16 protein-coding genes are annotated in these 18516 nt (G+C 48.0%); 9 read left to right on the forward strand and 7 right to left on the reverse strand.

What is annotated here, in order from left to right; translation table 11 throughout:
- The first annotated feature begins 54 nt into the window (after nucleotides 1-54).
- Entirely contained in the window at nucleotides 55-288 is a 234-nt protein-coding gene (locus K0C01_RS03220; RefSeq protein WP_221170614.1) for a DUF3194 domain-containing protein, read from the forward strand.
- Nucleotides 285-440, forward strand: coding sequence for a hypothetical protein (locus K0C01_RS03225; protein ID WP_221170615.1), 156 nt, complete (start codon nucleotides 285-287; stop codon nucleotides 438-440). Before K0C01_RS03220 ends, K0C01_RS03225 begins: the two co-directional genes overlap by 4 nt.
- Nucleotides 441-455: 15 nt before the next feature.
- Here the strand turns inward: K0C01_RS03225 and K0C01_RS03230 are convergent, their stop codons facing one another.
- The 5 genes from K0C01_RS03230 to K0C01_RS03250 all read right to left on the reverse strand — a co-directional run bounded on the left by K0C01_RS03230 (nucleotide 456) and on the right by K0C01_RS03250 (nucleotide 8636).
- The gene (locus tag K0C01_RS03230; RefSeq protein WP_221170616.1) at nucleotides 456-848 is read right to left on the reverse strand and encodes a secondary thiamine-phosphate synthase enzyme YjbQ; all 393 of its coding nucleotides are present in this window, start codon (nucleotides 846-848) and stop codon (nucleotides 456-458) included.
- 174 nt (nucleotides 849-1022) lie between these two features.
- Nucleotides 1023-2996 carry a SpoVR family protein gene (locus K0C01_RS03235; protein WP_221170617.1) on the reverse strand — a complete coding sequence of 658 codons (1974 nt, stop codon included), beginning with the start codon at nucleotides 2994-2996 and terminating at the stop codon, nucleotides 1023-1025.
- Nucleotides 2993-4303 carry a YeaH/YhbH family protein gene (locus K0C01_RS03240; RefSeq protein WP_221170618.1) on the reverse strand — a complete coding sequence of 437 codons (1311 nt, stop codon included), beginning with the start codon at nucleotides 4301-4303 and terminating at the stop codon, nucleotides 2993-2995. The genes K0C01_RS03235 and K0C01_RS03240 overlap by 4 nt, the downstream gene beginning before the upstream one ends.
- Nucleotides 4294-6570 (reverse strand): PrkA family serine protein kinase, encoded by a 2277-nt coding sequence (locus K0C01_RS03245; protein WP_255568373.1) that lies wholly within the window; start codon nucleotides 6568-6570, stop codon nucleotides 4294-4296. The genes K0C01_RS03240 and K0C01_RS03245 overlap by 10 nt, the downstream gene beginning before the upstream one ends.
- Nucleotides 6567-8636: a PrkA family serine protein kinase gene (locus tag K0C01_RS03250; RefSeq protein WP_221170619.1), complete on the reverse strand. Its 2070-nt coding sequence runs from the start codon at nucleotides 8634-8636 to the stop codon at nucleotides 6567-6569. The genes K0C01_RS03245 and K0C01_RS03250 overlap by 4 nt, the downstream gene beginning before the upstream one ends.
- 248 nt (nucleotides 8637-8884) lie before the next feature.
- Between K0C01_RS03250 and glyA the strand changes: the two genes are divergently transcribed.
- The 5 genes from glyA (at nucleotide 8885) to K0C01_RS03275 (ending at nucleotide 14786) form a co-directional block, all read left to right on the forward strand.
- Nucleotides 8885-10183, forward strand: coding sequence for a serine hydroxymethyltransferase (gene glyA, locus K0C01_RS03255; RefSeq protein WP_221170620.1), 1299 nt, complete (start codon nucleotides 8885-8887; stop codon nucleotides 10181-10183).
- Between the two features lie 324 nt (nucleotides 10184-10507).
- Nucleotides 10508-11401, forward strand: coding sequence for a tetrahydrofolate dehydrogenase/cyclohydrolase catalytic domain-containing protein (locus tag K0C01_RS03260; RefSeq protein ID WP_221170621.1), 894 nt, complete (start codon nucleotides 10508-10510; stop codon nucleotides 11399-11401).
- Between the two features lie 704 nt (nucleotides 11402-12105).
- Complete coding sequence (locus tag K0C01_RS03265) at nucleotides 12106-12387, forward strand: PadR family transcriptional regulator (RefSeq protein WP_221170622.1); 282 nt, start codon at nucleotides 12106-12108, stop codon at nucleotides 12385-12387.
- Nucleotides 12388-12535: 148 nt separating this feature from the next.
- Nucleotides 12536-13441: an HhH-GPD family protein gene (locus tag K0C01_RS03270; protein ID WP_221170623.1), complete on the forward strand. Its 906-nt coding sequence runs from the start codon at nucleotides 12536-12538 to the stop codon at nucleotides 13439-13441.
- A 142-nt stretch (nucleotides 13442-13583) separates the two neighbouring features.
- The gene (locus K0C01_RS03275) at nucleotides 13584-14786 is read left to right on the forward strand and encodes a lycopene cyclase domain-containing protein (protein ID WP_397541145.1); all 1203 of its coding nucleotides are present in this window, start codon (nucleotides 13584-13586) and stop codon (nucleotides 14784-14786) included.
- 8 nt (nucleotides 14787-14794) lie between these two features.
- On the opposite strand, the gene K0C01_RS03280 is transcribed toward K0C01_RS03275, so the two are convergent.
- On the reverse strand, nucleotides 14795-16315 hold the full coding sequence (locus K0C01_RS03280; protein ID WP_221170624.1) for a TrkH family potassium uptake protein: 1521 nt from the start codon (nucleotides 16313-16315) through the stop codon (nucleotides 14795-14797).
- 111 nt (nucleotides 16316-16426) lie between these two features.
- Here K0C01_RS03280 and K0C01_RS03285 point away from each other — a divergent pair, with 111 nt between their 5' ends.
- The gene (locus tag K0C01_RS03285; protein ID WP_221170625.1) at nucleotides 16427-16906 is read left to right on the forward strand and encodes an MGMT family protein; all 480 of its coding nucleotides are present in this window, start codon (nucleotides 16427-16429) and stop codon (nucleotides 16904-16906) included.
- Between the two features lie 186 nt (nucleotides 16907-17092).
- Nucleotides 17093-18103, forward strand: coding sequence for a mechanosensitive ion channel family protein (locus tag K0C01_RS03290; protein WP_255568374.1), 1011 nt, complete (start codon nucleotides 17093-17095; stop codon nucleotides 18101-18103).
- On the opposite strand, the gene K0C01_RS03295 is transcribed toward K0C01_RS03290, so the two are convergent.
- Nucleotides 18094-18507 (reverse strand): universal stress protein, encoded by a 414-nt coding sequence (locus K0C01_RS03295; RefSeq protein WP_221170627.1) that lies wholly within the window; start codon nucleotides 18505-18507, stop codon nucleotides 18094-18096. The genes K0C01_RS03290 and K0C01_RS03295 overlap by 10 nt on opposite strands.
- Nucleotides 18508-18516: the final 9 nt, after the last annotated feature.

An 18516-nucleotide genomic window follows, 5' to 3' on the forward strand; every position in this document is an offset into this window, starting at 1 on the left:
AGAACAGCCTGCTGACTATTCCACACAAAACAACATGGCACGTGACAATTACTTATGAGCGAAATTGATGACACACGCGTGGTTGAAACCGCGTCAGATGCAGCGCAGAACGTGATTTTCTCTCGGTATGAGCGATCAGAGATCAACGATATCGATATTACGATTCATTTTGAGGATGACGTTCTTGAAGTCGATATCTATCTTGATGCAGATCATGGCGACCCAGATCAAGTCGCAAATGATGCAGCACTGGCAGCACGATCGGCTGTTGATCGACTGCTTGAGTGAGAAAAAGCGTTGGTGAGAAGTACGGCAACAACTACAGAACGACAAAAGACGTTCTTGGAACCGAGGCTAAGAGGAATTCTCTGTTTGTCCAGATAAACTTTGACATCCTCCCCGCGCTGAAGCGCGAGGCGTTCGCCTCGAATCTTCCGTAAAACGGTTGTACGATACTATTTTTCGACCACAGTGACTTCGATGGTTCGTCTTCGTGGACCATCAAAATCAAAGAAAAGGATTGATCCCCAAGTGCCAAGTGCCAATGATCCATCCCGAACCGGGACAGTCACGTCAGGTCCAATCAGCGTCGCACGCAGATGAGAATCGGCATTATTGTCGATAGTATCGTGTTTGTGCCCAGCAGAGGGAACGAGATCGTGTAAGAAAGATTCTGTATCAGTACGTAGGCCTGATTCATTCTCATTAACGGTTACTGCGGCTGTCGTGTGTGTGACATACACGGAGCAGATACCGTCGGTAACTGACTCTGGGATCGCCGCCGCCACATCATCTGTGATATCAATTGTTTCCATTCGGTTGGAGGATTCAATTGTCAGTTGCGGCATGGGTTAATATAGACAAAGATAGTCAGAGCACCAACATTTAGCTGTCGATAAAAGAACTGTAGTTAGCAGAGATATACCAGCAGTTGAAGTTGGTGGCATCAGAGAGCTATTGCTCTAAGATTGATCTGTCGGCTTTACCATACGAGTCAAAGAAAGCGTCAAGAGAAAACTAGGCTACAACCATTCATCTGGACGAGTATCGTAATCAATATCGTCTGCGGCGAGGTGTTCAACTTCAGTCCAATCTAACTCTTGATCTGTAAACGCATCGCCATCATATGTGATCAACAGGCCACTTTCTTCAGGCTCTGGCTCACGGTTGCGCCGTCGTGCGACTTCAAGGTCATGATCGGAAACTTCCTTGATGATTGTCTTGAGATGAACCGGACGTCCCCAAAGTTCGAATGCCCGTTCAAGGACTCGGCGAGCTTGATCAATATCAAGCATAATGCCGTTGTACTTGTGAGCTAAGAGCAACTCATTGCGGTTGTTGTAGTTGCCATCCTCGGCAATGATAGTTGGTTTGCCAAAGTTGGTGAATTGCAATAACAACTTCCGCTTGACGTCCATCGGGTCAACGCTTGCAACCCGCGGACCTTCTGAAGCACGGGAGTGCTCATAGGTGAAGTAATCATTAGCCTCAACAAACTCGGGGGTTAGATACTCATCGAGGAATGTCACATCATTGTGACTGGCACGAACCTCACGCATCCGGTCCCAGCCGGCGGCAACATCAACATCAGCAATCGCCTCCTCAACTGAATCATATCGGTCAACATCGAACAAATATCGACCGATACGCTCAAGCTCATCTTGCTTACAGTTTGAAAGGAACTGTCGATTCTGGGGCTTTGTCAGCGAGTAGTGCCGGTGAGCAAGTCCTTCATAAGTCAGCACTTTCCACGGATAAGTATCGACATCAATATCTCCTTCTCGCGCTTGTGTAAGGGCGTCCTGATCTACATACTGATCGGGCAGTTGCTCGATAGTATCAAGGTCAACTGTCACAAGCGGTTCCGGAGGTTCAAGCTGTTCAAGAACAGCATCGAAGTCAACAGCGTCTTTGAGGTTTCGCCACGTGATGCCTTTCACACGCAAGAGATGCTCAAGCACTTCTCGGCGGTTCGCCTGATTTTCGACGTACTGCCAGAGTTCGTACCCGAGTTTGTATGGATTGAGCCCAGGTGCACCGAGCACCTGAGACATATGATCAGCATACGTAACAAATTCATCACCAGCAGCGAAGTTTTCGCCGGCCATCATGATTGATTCCCAGTAGCTTGCCCAGCCTTCATTGAGGACTTTCGTCATACGCTGGGCAGCAAAGTAGTATGCCTCAGTACGGAGTATTTCAATAATCTCCTGTTGCCAGTCTTCAAATTCAACTGCTCGGTCGTTAGATTCGTCATATTGTTTCCCGTATTCACGGAGAAATGCCAGCACATCAGACTCTGGTGCAACAGTGTCGAGTTCATCATCTTCTGACTGCTGAGACTCAAGCCACTCGTCATCGAAAACAGTCTCTCGGACTTCGTCATCAAGGTCTAGTTGATCAAGTTGTTTGGCGATATCAGAGTCTGTGTCCGGTTCTTCACGGTTAAGTTCCCGAGAAAACGATCGATGTTGATCAATAGTATCGGCGAGCGATAGAATGTTATCGATCCATCGCTCAACACGGTCACGGTCGACATCAGGGCGGTCCATGATCGACCGGATTCGGTTTGCATGCTGTGAGAGCATGGCTGTTGCACCACTATCTCCGTCGGGGAACATACCGAACCACTCATTATTAGCGAAGAAGTCCGCATGGGCCTCAACATGTGTGATGACTGCTTTCTGATCAGCAAGTGTGTTTGATTGCTGGAGGAAGGCATGTGCTGGTGAGTCGTTGTTCACGATTTCGAATGCCTTGCCACCAAGGTATTGGTCTTGCTTTTGCTGTTTATCGTATTTCATTCCCCAGCGCCAGTGTGGATAGCGCTCCTGAAATCCTCCATACGCAATCAACTGATTCATCTCATCGTGATCGACAATCCAGTAGTTAATCGGGGTCGGTTCCAAGCCCAGTCGTTCTGCAAGTGCTCTAGCTTCCGCGACGGGACGCTGGAGACGACTGGCTTCCTGTTGTGGGTCGTATGCGTTACTCATTCGTTATCACCTGCTTCGGTAGAGAGGATTTGATAGATTGCATCAATAACATCATCTGGTGTTGAGACACGGGCAACAGCAACGTCATCGCCTGAATCAAAGTGACGCTCCAGTTCCTCTGCGTGGGTTGCATTCGCTGCAGTCCCATCAGGCTGAGCCTCAACGTAGGCATGAAGATTGGCATCAATTTCTTTCATAAGTGGGATGACACGGTTCTCGGTGTCAGAGCTGGAGTTTTCACTGTCACCAGCCGCAAAGACATACCGATTCCACTCACTAAATGGATACTCAGTAAGCAATTCTTCTGCGAGCTCGTATGCCGATGAGATTCGTGTGCCACCACCAGATCGAATCCCAAAGAACTCCTCGCGCTCAACTTTCCATGCATCTGCATCGTGTGCGATATAGATGAACTCCGCATTGTCGTATTTGCCCTGCAGGTACCAGTCAAGCGGAGCAAACGTGCGCTCGACAAGCTCACGCTTATTTTCTCGCATGCTGCCAGAGACATCTCGAATATTGACGATTACCACATTTCGCTCGCGGCGCGTCTCTGGTTCAGGATGGCGGTACCGTTCGTCTTCACGGCGGAATGGAATGTGATCAATACCCTCCTTACGAATTCGTTCGCGTATTGGCGTGCGCTCAACAGAGGCCTGTACTTCATCAATTGATGTCCATTTCGATCGCTCTGTGTCGGGGATATCGTTGTATTCCGTCTGTAACCATGCCAGTGATACTGGAATGCTCTGGTTCCGGGCCCAGTCATATGCTTCGTCAGGACCCCATCCTTCAATTTTCAGCACCTCACGCATGAAGTCTTCATCAAACTCAGTAGCTAACTTGCGTTTTAAGCCCTCAGTGAACATTTGCTCAAAGTCAAGCGTCGAGTCTGGGCCAGTACGGGTAACATCTGTGTACGGGCCTTCCGTTTCAGTGCTGACTTTCTTTCCTTTGGGCTCTAAGTCAAGTCCAAGTTCTTCATCGAGTTCTTCTGCAAACTCTTCAGGATCCATCTCGTAGTACTCATGCTCTGCACCTTCGTCACCGGGATCGCCATCACCATCGCCATCGTCATCTGCATCTGGGTCCATTTCTACTGGATCACCAACATCGGCTTCACCTTGTCCAACACCACCGACATCGTACGGGTCATACTCGAATTCAGGCAAATTAACGATCTTAATTGGGACACGTACCGTCTCATCGCCGTCGCGGAGATCACCATATGAGATGAAATCCGTAAGATCCTGCCGTCGCTGTTCACCGACTTCACGGAATCGTTCAAGATCGTCTTTTAGTCCCATTTGTAACTCACCTCGTTCATAACATGCCGACTGGTCAACTCTGCTGAGGCCGGCGTGTAGTCGAATAGTTCAATCATATTCTCAATTGCTCGTTCTTTGATCTGTTCTGTCTGGGTATCTGCTGGAGGGTCATCCCACTGATTCGGGTCAAAGTCATCATACCGCCGGGCAATGTCCTCCCAATCGTTTGATTGTAACACACTGCGGATAATCGGGATCTCAGTGAGATCAACGTCTGAGACTGCAAAGTCTTCTCCGCGCTGCTCCCAAGCTCGTCGGTTAAGCGCGTTGATGACCTGCTCTCTGCGGAAGGACTTAACGACAGAGGTCGGCTCATTACCTCGGTAATCATCTTCCGAAAACCGACCCAAGTGTTCAATCTCAAAGATTTTCATCCGAAGCTGATCAGGACCAATCCGCTCGCCGCGGTCGTTAGTAAGGACCTCATCAGTTCCCCAAGCATAGACATGCTCAACGTATGCCTCGACTAGCTCTGGATCAACAGATTCGTTGTGTGTCATGGCGGTGATCACATCGTCAGCCTGTCGGTCGAAAATGTAGTTTTTGACAACAGCTACCCGGGACTCAAATTCTGATCGTTCTGAAGAGGAGAATACTGGAGCCTTTCGAAGCCCATCAGCCATCTGATTAAGGATATCTCGAGGCATGATCACATCCTCAACGTCATACTCTGGATGACTGCGATCAGTTTCTTCTTGGAGCAACCGAGAGAAGGTATCACGAGTATATGTGACAGGAATCCCCCGACGGCCGTTGGTAGCCGACCCAACAGCAATGTCGTCTTTTGTGCGTCTGGTATCGTCCTCGACAAGATATCCGCGGTCGAAGAGCAACGCCTTGTCAACCAAATCGAGGTCCGAAGGAAGGTCTTCATCTTCCAGTCGGGTTACAACACTATACAGTGCTGCTGCTTCGATAGTGTGGGGTGCGAGTTCCTTCGTGTGGTGCCATCCATTTCGCTGTACATCAACCTGAACTGGCTCGACAATCTTCTCATCAAGGTCATTATAATCGTCAGCCTCCCAGACAGCCGTTTCATTTGTCAGTTCTCGTCGGATTAGCTGTGCTTCGAGGCTCAGGTTAGTTAGATAGGCAAACTCATGTCGGTCAAGCCGTCGTTTCAGTGCTTTGAGTGGATCGGCATCCTGCCGGTCAGCATGCTGGTTGAGCGTTGCTTCCAAGTCGGGATTAGAGATAACGATGATCTGTGTATCAATTTCCATCCCGATTCCAGTATCTAACTTAACATGCTTCTCATCAGGAACATTCAGCAGTTTCTGGAGGAGATCAGCATGTTGGGCTGCATCCTCAACGATGGTCAGACCGGAGTTACCCTGTGAAAGTACGCCGTCGTAGGAGAACGCCTGCGGATTCTTTCGTCCACGGGAGTCAAGCTCCTGTAGCATACCTGGCATCCATGTTCCGACCAACCGCTCTTTTGCTGATCCATCATCCTCAGCGTGCAACACGCCAATTCCTCGTCCAACGTCAACAACGTAGTTTTTCACTCGGAGATGCTTTGGATCAGTGATCTGTGAGAACAGATCTTCAATTTCCTGCCGACGGTACTGCTCTTCAAGATGAGAGTATGCCTCTCTGGAGAATGGGTCAAGCTCCGTGTTAAGCCGAAGCGTGGTATGATCATCAGTCCGAAGGTCAAGCTCTGCAAGGATATCCTCCCGAACTGATTCAGGAAATACGGCAAGTGGATGAACCTGAACTGGACTTTGATACCAGTCATCCTCGTCAACAGGTTCCTCACTGCCGTAGCTCAGACCACGACTTTCTGAAACGCCCTTGATATTCCACTCCAGTGTGTATCTACGACCAGCAGGCGTCTTTGAATATTCACGAAGGCCATTGACCAGACAACGCTTGAGTTCAGATTTCCCGGTTGCTGTTGGGCCAGCAAACCAGATCATTTTTTCTCCCTTGCCTCGACCGGTCGCAATTGATCGTAGATCATCAACAAAGGCGTTCAGCGTCTCAGTGTTACCCAAGACTGCGTGTTCCCCATCGTTTGATGGGTCATCGAAGAATCGATATCGCTGCTTTTCTTCACCTTCCTCGACGACCGTTCGGGTGCCTGCTGCCTCAATTGCGTCGAGTAGATATTTGGCTGCATGCGAAGCTAGCTTCGGAGACTCAAGCAATGTCTCGACGTACTCCGCAAGTGACATCGGCTCGTCGTATGTCTCCTGAAGCGTATCGTCACTCGCACTGATGAAGGTTGATCCGTCAGTCACTGTTCCAGTTCCTCCCGTGCAACCTCTGCACCAGCAAATTCGAGCACCTCTTTAGCCCCTGCTTCAGAGTAGCCAAGCTCAATCAGTGCATCGACCCACTGGCTGTGTTCTTCGTCGTCTACTTCACTCGCCGACACCAGTGCAGAGAAGTTAATATTGTGTTTTTTGTCTTCCCATAGCTTGCGCTCCAGAGCACGGCGTAGTCGGTCGTTGTCTGTTGGATCAAATGCCTCGCCTTCACGAGCACGACGGGAAACCCAATTGGAAACCTCTTGGCGGAAGTCATCTTTCCGGTCTTCAGGAACATCTAGTTTCTCTTCAACAGCACGCAGGAAGGTTTCATCTGGTTCCTGCTCAGTGCCAGTGAGTTCATCTGTGACCGTATCATCGTCGATATACGCCATGACATGATCCATATATTTCTCACCCTGTCGACGAATCTCATCAACATCGTACGCAAGTGCATGACGGACATCTTCGATTGCCCGCTCTTTGTATTCCTCTCGGACCATCTCAAGGTAGCGGTAGTACCTTTCAAACCGCTCCTCTGGAATCGAACCATGGTGTTCAAGATTGTCTTCAAAGAACGTGAAGACGGTCAGTGGTGAGAGGAAATTCCGGTCACGGTGTTTGGAATCCATAATTGCCTCGGCCATTTCGTCGCCGATGAACCGGGAAGAGACACCTTCCATACCTTCACCAAGTTCAGCACTCTCCTCAGCTTCCTCGCGGAGCTTTGAAACATCAACATCTTCGATAGCGTCTGTCTCTCCATTGTAGGCTTTTGCCTTCTGAAGAAGACTGATCGTCTCGACATCAGGTTCTTCGATTCGGGTTAGGACTCCGAATAGACCGGCCATCTCTAGAGTGTGAGGTTCTACGTGAATATCAGGAACATCCGCATTGCCGAGCATCTTCTCGTAGATTTTTGCCTCATCCTCGTAGGCAAGGACATATGGGAAATCAATGCGTTTGGTCCGATCATTGAATGCCTCCATCTTCTGGTCTCCCTTCTTGTCCTTGTATTCGGGCATATTCGTTCGTCCAACAATGACCTGATCGATGTCGATCCGGGGGTTGTTCTTGGGTTTGATCGTCTGTTCCTGTGTGGCGTGGAGGAAGTCGTACAGGAACTCCCGTTGCAGTTTGAGTAATTCCTCCCCAGAGAACAGACCACGGTTAGCATTACAAAATGCACCGGAATAGTCGAACGCTCGGGGATCAGATTCTCCGTATACAGCAATTTTGCTGTAATTTACATCGCCGGTAAGCTCCGTCTCGTCCTGATTTTTCTTATCTTTCGGTTCGAACGTCTCCAGAGCCCGACGTTTGTTCTCATCCGCAACAAGTCGGATAACTTCGACGTGATTGTCTAGTACAGATTGTAGATCATCATCATAGTGGGCCAGAAGCTTCTCCATGTAGAATTCAGATTCAGGATCAAGTGCCTGATCGTTCCGAATTGTGTATGGTGCATCGAGCTGTTCGTTGATGTCATCAAGGATTTGCTGTCGTTGTTCTTGTGGAAGCAAGACCAGTGGATCCTGATTCATGGGGGATCGAACTGTATCGTCCGTCGGATCCTGATCTGCGATTACGTCAGTTAGGTTTGTCCAGCGGAATGTGTACATCCGCCCCTCTTCGCGCATCGTATAATCTTCGAAGTAACGTCGGAGTTGTGCGTCAAACGCTGATTTGCCTGACCCAACAGGACCGAGTAACAGCAAAATTCGTCGTTCTGGACCAAGTCCACGGGCACCACTTTTGACCTTGTTTACAAATTCATGGATGGATTCGTGGATTACTTGTCCATAAAACCGGTTTTCACCGTCATTGATCGGGTCTTCTGTAGCAAGCTTGTACTCAACGAGCCCAGTCTCATCGTCATATTCAGTCCCATAATAATCAAACATATCGGCAACCCGCTGGTGGGCTGCGCGTGCAATTTTCGGGCTGGAATACAGCTCCGAAAGGTACCAATCAAAAGAATGCGTTTCTCGTAGGTCTTCCGGAATTGACGCCTGATACTCCTGGCTTAGCGATTCAAGGGTAGTGTGTTCTGTCATTGTGTCTTTGGGCTATGTTTGGGACGTGTCATATCGTTCCGTGTTAACAACAGTCACATCTTCTGCGACATCTCACGATATTGAACACGTCTAAATCCTATCTAGTAAAGGTATTGGTACCACTTAACACTGTCCCATAACATTAATTAATAACAGAATGTGATCGAAATAAAGTATGTAAAATATCGGGAAATTCATCCGGCACCGATGCTTATACACGGGAGGACATTGATAAGAGGTATAGAACTATGGATCATGAAAATGTTCGTGAGGTCGATCCAGAACTGGCAGACGCGCTCGAAAACGAAATCGAGCGACAAAACAGTGAGTTGCATCTAATTGCATCGGAAAACCACGTAAGCGAGGCTGTTCTTGACGCACAGAGTAGTGTTCTAACTAACAAGTACGCAGAGGGATACCCAGGAGCACGATATTATGGAGGGTGTCAATACGCTGACGAAGTTGAAGAGATGGCAATTGACTATGCAGAAGAGCTGTGGGGTGCCGAGCACATTAACGTACAACCACACGCTGGGACGCAAGCAAATCTCGCAGTGTACTCAGCAATGCTTGAACCGGGAGATAAAATCCTGTCCCTGGAGTTAAGCCATGGAGGACATCTGTCGCATGGACACCCAGCAAACTTTGTTGGACAAACCTACGAGGTAGAGCACTACGAAGTTGACACGGAAACAGGATACATCGACTATGAAGGTCTGAAAGAGAAAGCAGAAACATTTGAGCCGGACATAATTGTCTCCGGATACTCAGCATATCCGCGGGAAATAGAGTGGGAAGAGATTCAGGAGGCTGCTGATGCAGTCGATGCATACCATCTCGCTGATATCGCACATATTACAGGTCTTGTTGCCGCTGGCGTTCACACATCACCAGTTGGCACTGTGGACTTCGTAACTGGCTCGACACACAAAACCATCCGCGCCGGTCGAGGCGGAATTGTCATGTGCAAAGAGGAGTACGCCGACGATATTGACAAGGCAGTCTTCCCGGGTGCACAGGGCGGCCCATTGATGCACAATATTGCTGGGAAGGCAGCCGGATTCAAGGAGGCTCTACAGCCGGAGTTTGAAGAATACGCACAGCAGGTCGTCGATAATTCCGCTGCATTAGCAGACCAACTACAGGAGCATGGGATAGAACTTGTGTCTGGTGGAACAGACAATCACCTTGTGCTTGCCGACCTTCGTGAATCTCACCCGGACGTATCCGGTGGAGACGCCGAAGAAGCTCTTGAGAGGGCCGGACTGGTACTAAACGGTAACACAGTTCCAGGAGAAACACGATCAGCATTTGATCCAAGCGGGATTCGCGTTGGAACACCAGCAATCACGACACGTGGCTTTGATGAAGATGCCTGCCGAACGGTTGCTGACCTAATAGTGAAAGTAATCGATGCAGTCGATGAAGGAACAACAGACGAAACAATTCCGGAAGTGAAAGAGCAAGTCGAAGAACTCTGTGAAGAGTACCCACTGTATGATACTCCACAGCAGTCAAAAGCATTAGCAGACGGTTCTGGCGAATAACGAGCGTTCTTTTTTTATACTGGAGCATGGCATAGAATCGGTTGTACACTCTGGAGTGATCTCGGTTGCATCGGTCAATCCACATCGCTACTGACCGGTTACTTCATCGAAATGTCGGTGAAACAAATTCCGCGTGAATAATTCCCTGACACGTAGCTAGCGGAAGTCCACAGTCATCAGCCGTGGGAAGAGGTCAAACGCTACACACTGAGTTGATCATCGATTCATCACAAGCGGATAGAATTCTGTTAATTGATACCATTATTCAGACGGTTCAGAAGCCCCTAGTTATAAGAGGTCGCCTTGAGAGGTGATGTATTAAACATGGCAGAAATTATTGATGGAAAGGCAGTTGCACAGGACATCCGAGACGGACTAGGCAACGCAGTTAAAGAACTCGAAGAAGAGGGTATCACACCGTGTTTAGCAACAGTGCTGATGAGCGATGACCCGGCAGCTGAGAAGTACGTCTCAATGAAACAAAGTGACTGCGAAGAAGTTGGAATTGCAACGCGAGATCCAGAGATTACTGCAGAAGATTCTGCCGAGGACCTGTATAATCTAATTGAGGAGTTGAACAACGATCCAGAAGTACACGGAATACTGGTTCAGCTTCCACTTCCGGATCACGTGGAAGAGCAACCTGTTATTGACCAGATTAGCCCACAGAAGGACGTTGATGGATTCCATCCGGAAAACGTTGGAAAACTTGTGATTGGTAACCCGCGGTTTAAACCGTGTACACCACACGGAGTGCAGATGCTATTAGATGCATACGACATTGAAACGGAAGGAAAGGACGCTGTTGTCGTTGGACGGTCAAACATTGTTGGAAAGCCAATGGCGAACATATTTATCCAGAAGGCAGATGGTGGAAATGCAACAACAACGGTCTGTCACTCTCGAACTCAAGATCTAGAATCAAAGGTAAAACAAGCGGATATTCTCGTTGCTGCAGCAGGGGTTGCTGAATTTATCGACGGATCGATGATTTCTGAAGACACCATCGTTATTGATGTTGGCACAAACAGCGTAGAGCGAGATGGTGAACGGACACTGGTAGGCGACGTTGAATTCGAAAGTGCTGAGCAAAAGGCATCAGCGATTACGCCAGTGCCGGGCGGAGTCGGACCAATGACCCGGGCCATGTTGCTATATAATACGGTCAAAGCCGCTGCACTACAGAATGACGTCGATGTTTCACTCCCGAAACAATAGTGAACACACCTCAGGTGTCAAGTCCCAGAGCAGGCAGCTTGACCGCCTATACAACAACTCCAGAATTTGAGCAAACAAGCTAAAACCGGCATCAGAGATAACCAATCATAAATTTTATTTTGTTATGGTGGCATTTTTCATCTGACGCTTCGCTTGGAGGGCCGAAGCGTCAGCGGGGACCACATCGGCGGCACGACGGCCACAGGTTCTCGTGGCCGTTCTTTTATTTCTCGTTTGAACTAGTATGTCACAAACAAAGACGAGTATATTAACTTGTGCAGGCTACGTCCCCGTCCTCAAAGAGCGACCAACGGGAGCGAGTAGGACCGGGATACAGCCGTCACTTAGCCACAGCAAAAACAGTCAACTCAATTGCTAGCAAACACTGAATTGTGACAGGATTTACTCATGAGGTTGGCTTCGAGTGGGATCATACCCACGATCAGACTTCATCTCGCAACTATCGTTAAAGAGAGAAAGATCTTGATTATGTATAATAGATAATATATAGCACATACCATACTTGTATAATTTACATTATTATTCAATTATTTTTGTATTCGAATCTGAAATCCCCCATGTATCCGTATTTGAGGCATTCATCAGCCGGATTTTAAACAGAGGAATGTTGTTCTTTAGAATGTAATTCAGATTATCCGATAATTTTATGTTCGGAGAAAAGTAATAATCAACTAGATTATAACATGCACGATCTAACTGGTTTTCAGCGCGACCTGCTGTTCGTAATTGCCGGGGAGGAGGAGCCACACGGGCTGTCAATCAAGCAGGAACTTGAAGATTACTATGGAAAAGAGATCCATCACGGACGGTTGTATCCAAACTTGGATACTCTTGTTGAGAAAGGGCTCGTTGAAAAAGGGCAGTTGGATCGGCGAACAAACTACTATGTTCTAACCAGCCGCGGAGAACGAGAAATTGATGCCCGCAGAGACTGGGAGGATCAGTACCTCGCCGCAGAGAACTGAATCTGATAGGTCCGGACTTTTTTTGCTTTGGTTACAGCGGTATCGAGGCGAAAGCCACCGGCTTTAGCCGTGTGGAGGAGGTCAAATCGATAGCCCAACCGTGTTGGATTACGGAGGGCTGATATTGCTTCAGTCGAATCAACTGCTAATGGAGGAGACGATCGATCTTGATGTTGATGTAGGACGGATTCAGCAGGAGCTATTACGGTGGTATGAAGAAAATCATCGAGAGTTTCCGTGGCGTAACACGACTGATCCGTACAAGATACTCGTATCAGAAGTGATGAGTCAACAGACACAGCTTTCTCGGGTCGAAACAGCTTGGAAAGCATTTATTGACCGATGGCCGTCAGTTAATGCACTCGCCAACACAGAACAGGCGGCAGTTGTTCAGTTCTGGACGGAGCAGAAGCTCGGATACAACAATCGAGCAAAATACTTACACACTGCTGCGCAGCAAGTTGTCGAAGATTATAATGGAGAGATTCCTGAATCACCAGAAGAATTAGAGTCGCTGACAGGGGTGGGTCCATACACAGCAAACGCAGTTGCCAGTTTTGCGTTCAACAATGGAAACGCTGCTATTGATACGAATGTGCGTCGAGTTCTGTATCGTGCCTATTCGGACCCAAAACAAGAAGAAGAACCGCCGTACGAAGTGCTTGCAAATACTCTGCTGCCAGCCAATAACTCACGAGAGTGGAATAACGCAATAATGGAGTTAGGAAGCGAAGTCTGCAATAAAACTCCACGCTGTGATCGTGGCCCCTGTCCGTGGCGGTGGTGGTGCACTGCATATGCGACGGGAGATTTCACCGCACCAGACGTACCAACACAACCATCATTTGAAGGATCACGCCGACAGTTTCGTGGACGGGTTATTCGAGCACTTGGAGAACATGAGACAATAGCAATTGATAAGCTTGGTTCAATCGTACGGGTTGATTATACGCCAGAGGGAGAATATGGTCGGGAGTGGCTTCAGGGCTTACTTGATGATCTCAAAGAAGATGAATTAATTGAACAAAAAGAAAACATCATACAGCTAAAATAATCACTCAGACAACATTTTTGAATCCTCAATTAGCATTGAGCTATCCCCCGGCTTTACCCGGGGGGGAGGACAACAAGAAGAATCCCGTAACATTTGGGATGTCGGAAGGGACTTACTTACCCGGGACTAGTTATCAATACACATGGCATTTGCACGCCACGAAAACGGAACACAGGCAGATTTGCGGGCGCTTTTATCACAGGTACATCCAGTGTTTATGTTGCCACCGGTGGCATCCGCTGTATTTGGCGGGGCGGCAGCGGGCATTGTGACTGGTGAGGCGCTACTTGTTCACGTTGTGGCAATATTTTTGGCTGTATACACAGCTCACGTCAAGGATGGATATGTTGATTACTACATTCGCGGTGAAGACGAGGACCATCCGTTAACTGCACAAGGATGTAAACTTGCACTCATAGGATCGACAACAGGATTTATCATTTTACTTGGAGTGTTGTATGTGATGGCCGGGCCGGTTGCCGTACTACTCACTGCGCCAACGTGGATACTAGGGTATCTACACGCTCCGCAGTTTGATACAAATCCAGTGACTGCAACGCTAGATTATCCGAGTGGAATTGCACTCGCTATTCTTGGCGGGTACTACATCCAAGCAGGAACACTTTCACTGACTGCAGTTGGGTTTGCAGTTGTATTTCTGCTAATTCTATCAGGCGTTTCAATAATCGATGATGAACAGGATTACGAGTATGATCGCTCAATTAACAAGCGAACTGTCTCAGTTATTCTTGGCCCGCAACCAGGGAGAGAGTTCGCACAACTATTGATCGCGCTGGGGCTAATTGGCATCCTTTGGGGAGCTGTTAGCGGTATTTTTCCTCCATCCGCACCAGTTGCCGCGATTGCATTCGGAGCAATTGCTGTGGTTGCGACTCGGTTTGAACCTGAGTTAGCAACAATGGTTCTAGTACGAGGGGCATACGTACTACTGGGATTGTTGTTTGTGAGTGTCGTTCTTCAGCCACTGTCAGCAGTGACACTACCTGATATCACGATTCTTGGGTCATACACATACCTAGCGACCGAGGTCGTCTTCGGTGCAATTGCATTCATACTGCTATACCGTGCAAATGCACTCCGATCCGCCGCCAAAACTATCATTGTACTGTATCCGGTGGCCTACATCTGGGACTGGTATACGTTGGAGGTTGGTGTCTTCGATATTATCAAGCGAACAGGAATCGATCTTTTTGGTATTCCAATCGAGGAGCATATATTCATGATTGTTGTGCCAGCACTGGTCCTTGGGTTTCATGAAACACTACGGAACACGAAGACAGCTAAGACGGCAGATAAGCAGAGTGAACGCTCAGAAAATAGCTAACGGCACATTCAGGACGTCCAATAGGATAGAGAAAACAACACAAGAACTGGAATAATCTCGATACGGCCGACCCACATCACAAATATCATTGCTGCTTTCGTTGTCATCGGAAAGACATCATATGTACCGAATGGACCAGCAGGACCGAATGCCGGGCCAATATTCAAAAAGGTCGATGCGGCAGCACCCATTGCGTCGAACTCAGTGAAGGTGCCCGCGTAGAATGCAGCATCAACACCTTGATATGACGTATCAGCAATGATGAGAATTGTCGTGAGAACAAAGCCAATGAGAACAAGCAAGACATATGCATAGATATCACGGATTGTATCCTCATCAACAACTCCCTTGTTGACTCTGACGGGGCGAACGGCATCGGGATGAATTGCTGTGAAGATATCACGTCGGAGAGACTTAAATACCATCAACCACCGGATGGATTTGATTGAACAGGTCGTTGAACCAGCCATTCCACCAAGGAACATACCAAGAAAGAGGAAAAGCGTTGCGTACGGCGTCCAAATTGCAAAGTCAGCGTTTGCATAACCGGTTGTCGTGATAATCGAGACGACGTTGAACGTCGCCTGACGGAACGTTTCTTCGAATCCAGAGCCCGTTGGATTTCCGGAGGCAAATAGCGTAACAATAACAAAACCACTGAAGAGAACGAGAGTGGTAAGATAAAAGCGGAGCTCCTCACTTTGTCGGATTCGGCTAAATTGCCCGCGGAGTAAAAATGCAAGCAATACAAAACTCGTTGAACCAACGATCATGAACGGCATAATAGCGTACTGAACAATCGGCTCAAACGTACGGAGGCTGCCAGCTTCAGGAGAAAATCCAGCTGTTGCAACGCTCGTAAAGGCATGGGCAACAGCGTTGAACAGCGTCATATTCGGAGCGAGATCAAAGAGATACAAAGTATACAACACGACAATTGCAAGCCCAGTAAGACCAGCGTATATGGATCCAACTAGTCGAGCAGTATCTTTGATGTGAGGTGTCAGTTGTTTAGTATGTCGTCGGGTCTGGGACTCTGTTTCCATTAGCTGTGCACCACCAACAGAGACCTTAGAAAGAATCGCGACAGCGAGAACAAGGATACCAAGCCCTCCAAGCCATTGGACAAGTTGTCGCCACATTAAAATCGATTGGGGGTGGTCAAAGTCTCGAAGAACGGTTGCTCCAGTAGTGGTAAGACCGCTCATTGATTCAAATAGCGCGTTTATCGGATGTGCAATCGTACCGTTTCCTGCAGCAACAAATGGAATAGCAGAAACCATCGCAACAAAGAGCCACGACATTGAAACCATCAAGAACGCCTCTCTGGAACGAAGTTTTTTTCCAGAATCAATGTACTCAAGCCCATATCCAGCAAGAACGGTGATAGCAATTGCAACTAAAAACGGAACCGGCGACTCTCCATAGTACAGCGCAACAAGTGTCGGGAATAGCAGTGGAATTGCCAATATTTTCAAAACAGTACCAGTCAGTCCGAGACTACGACGCCAGTTAACACGAATATTCACGAATAGCACCCCCAGACAGAGATAGAGAAAATATAGAAGTCATTATTAAGTGCATGTTTGTGGACAATTGTTAGCGTTTCGACAGCGACGCGGGGATTCTTCTGTACATACATGATATTAACATATATGACAGCAGAAGCAGGCATATATGCTCGAGAATTCCCAGCACTTGGCTGCTATGTACAGGTCGGCGTTGCTGGAGGCAAGATATTACGGCTCTCATTTCCAAAAGAACCAGATGAAGAAGCAAGTGAAGACAACCACGTGGTGTTTGACTGTATCGAACGGTATCTTGAGGGAGATCGAGAGACCTTCCGAGACATTGAGATTGCACTAACAGTGCCTACTGATCAGCGAAAGGTACTCGAACAGGTCCGGAAGATTCCGTACGGGACAACAATTTCAGCAGACTCACTTGCCAGTCAGGTACCAGGCCTTGAGAGTGATAGTGGAGAAGACATCAATCATATTCGGCAGACACTAGCAACAAATCCAATACCATTGGTCATTCCAAGCCATCGAGTAGCAAATACGCCAGGTCCAGTATCAGACGAGATACAACGGCGATTTCAAGCAATTGAGCGACAGTAACTCTTAGGATTTGACTCTTTTCCACGGCTGAAACCGTGAGAGGTTCTCCTACCACTTCTATAAGAAATAGCAGCGCAAGTGCCACAGGTCACTGCGTATGAGACACTTCACGGGGCGTTCGCCCTCATGGAAATACGGAGAAGGAGGCAATAATACTTATCCACAAGGGGAATGACCATGTACATAGTGGCAACGGAATTGGTCGCCGAATTGGATCCATCAACTTACCTCGTGATCGATACAATACGCGAGTTAGTCAGAGAAGCGGTTGATTGGTCACAGGAGTCGCTGGTGAGTTTTGCGTTGGCAGTTTTAATTGTCATTGTTGGGTGGTATATTGCACGAGGGGCTGTTCAATTACTCCGGCGTCCTGTCGCCAAGCGATTTGATCGGCCAAGTATTGTGCGAACAATATTACAGACAGTCCGAGCAGCGTTAGTTACACTTTTTCTGGCTATCGCAGCAAGTATACTTGGGTTTGAGCTTAGTGAAATTCTCCTATCAGTCACAGTCTTCTCTGCAGTACTGGCGGTGATTTTAGCACCAATTGTTGGGAGTTTCATCAGCGGGTTGTTCGTACTCGCTGACCAGCCATATGAGATTGGTGACATGATTGAATTGGTGAATGAAGATACACGGGGATATGTCGATGATATCACGCTCAGATATACCAAGATGTTTACACTTGATAACACATTCCTCGTAATTCCAAACTCCACAATCCGCGAACGGGATATTGTAAACTATTCAGCAGAAGATGAGCGAACTCGAGAGTCACTATCGATTGTTGTAACATATGAAGGTGATCTTGATAAAGCGCGACGAACAATCGAGCGTGCGGCCCGAGATGTTGAAGATGTAGTTAGCGGGGGACCAGATATCAGGGTAACAAACGTCCGGTATCCAGCCCGACCTACCTGCTTTATTGAAGAGTTTGGGGACCACGGAGTCCATTTGACACTTCGATACTGGGTTGAGCAACCATACTGGTTGCCTCGTGTACGGTCAGAAGTACAGGAGAAAATCTGGGAAGCAATCGAAGACATTGACGTAGAAATCGCGTACCCGCATCAGCAGTTGGTCTTTGATGAGCATAGCGGCGATCTGTCCGTACAGTTGACAGACAAAGAGCAGTTATCTCCTGAGCAAAGTCCGCAACCCCCAGAACAATATGAGGATATTGAGTCTCAAGACTGATCAGGTGGAGAGACAACAACGAGTTCAGCATCAATCCGGTCATTGAGAAATGAAGCAATATCAGGATCACTGAATAATCGACGAACGGCACGTCGCCATCTACTCAGTTGTTTGTGACCGATAACGACAGTATCAGGGTTCTCAGACGCGACAGTCTCAAGGATTGTTTGTTCAACGATGAACCCCTGTCTGATAAGATATCTAGCATTTTCCATTCGACCAAATTCTCGTTCAACAGCACGTTTGAGCTCCGAGCGCGTGACCCGCTTTCCCTCCTGATAAACATTGATATGAAGAACGATGAGGTGGCCGTCTTCCACATCGGCGATATCAACCGCCTCAGCAAGTGTGCGCCGAGAGTGATCCGAAAGCGGATATCGAACAGGAGCGAGAACCGTCGTCATTAGAATACT

Origin of the sequence: Salinarchaeum sp. IM2453 (genome assembly GCF_019693215.1) — an archaeon.
In the GTDB taxonomy this organism is placed as follows: Archaea; Halobacteriota; Halobacteria; order Halobacteriales; family Salinarchaeaceae; genus IM2453.

Excerpts from the sequence above, each read along its gene's own strand:
- K0C01_RS03220 (WP_221170614.1), top strand. The coding sequence starts at position 55 with ATGAGCGAAATTGATGACACACGCGTGGTTGAAACCGCGTCAGATGCA.
- K0C01_RS03230 (WP_221170616.1), bottom strand. The coding sequence starts at position 848 with ATGCCGCAACTGACAATTGAATCCTCCAACCGAATGGAAACAATTGAT.
- K0C01_RS03235 (WP_221170617.1), bottom strand. The coding sequence starts at position 2,996 with ATGAGTAACGCATACGACCCACAACAGGAAGCCAGTCGTCTCCAGCGT.
- K0C01_RS03240 (WP_221170618.1), bottom strand. The coding sequence starts at position 4,303 with ATGGGACTAAAAGACGATCTTGAACGATTCCGTGAAGTCGGTGAACAG.
- K0C01_RS03250 (WP_221170619.1), bottom strand. The coding sequence starts at position 8,636 with ATGACAGAACACACTACCCTTGAATCGCTAAGCCAGGAGTATCAGGCG.
- glyA (WP_221170620.1), top strand. The coding sequence starts at position 8,885 with ATGGATCATGAAAATGTTCGTGAGGTCGATCCAGAACTGGCAGACGCG.
- K0C01_RS03260 (WP_221170621.1), top strand. The coding sequence starts at position 10,508 with ATGGCAGAAATTATTGATGGAAAGGCAGTTGCACAGGACATCCGAGAC.
- K0C01_RS03265 (WP_221170622.1), top strand. The coding sequence starts at position 12,106 with ATGCACGATCTAACTGGTTTTCAGCGCGACCTGCTGTTCGTAATTGCC.
- K0C01_RS03270 (WP_221170623.1), top strand. The coding sequence starts at position 12,536 with ATGGAGGAGACGATCGATCTTGATGTTGATGTAGGACGGATTCAGCAG.
- K0C01_RS03275 (WP_397541145.1), top strand. The coding sequence starts at position 13,584 with ATGGCATTTGCACGCCACGAAAACGGAACACAGGCAGATTTGCGGGCG.
- K0C01_RS03285 (WP_221170625.1), top strand. The coding sequence starts at position 16,427 with ATGATATTAACATATATGACAGCAGAAGCAGGCATATATGCTCGAGAA.
- K0C01_RS03295 (WP_221170627.1), bottom strand. The coding sequence starts at position 18,507 with ATGACGACGGTTCTCGCTCCTGTTCGATATCCGCTTTCGGATCACTCT.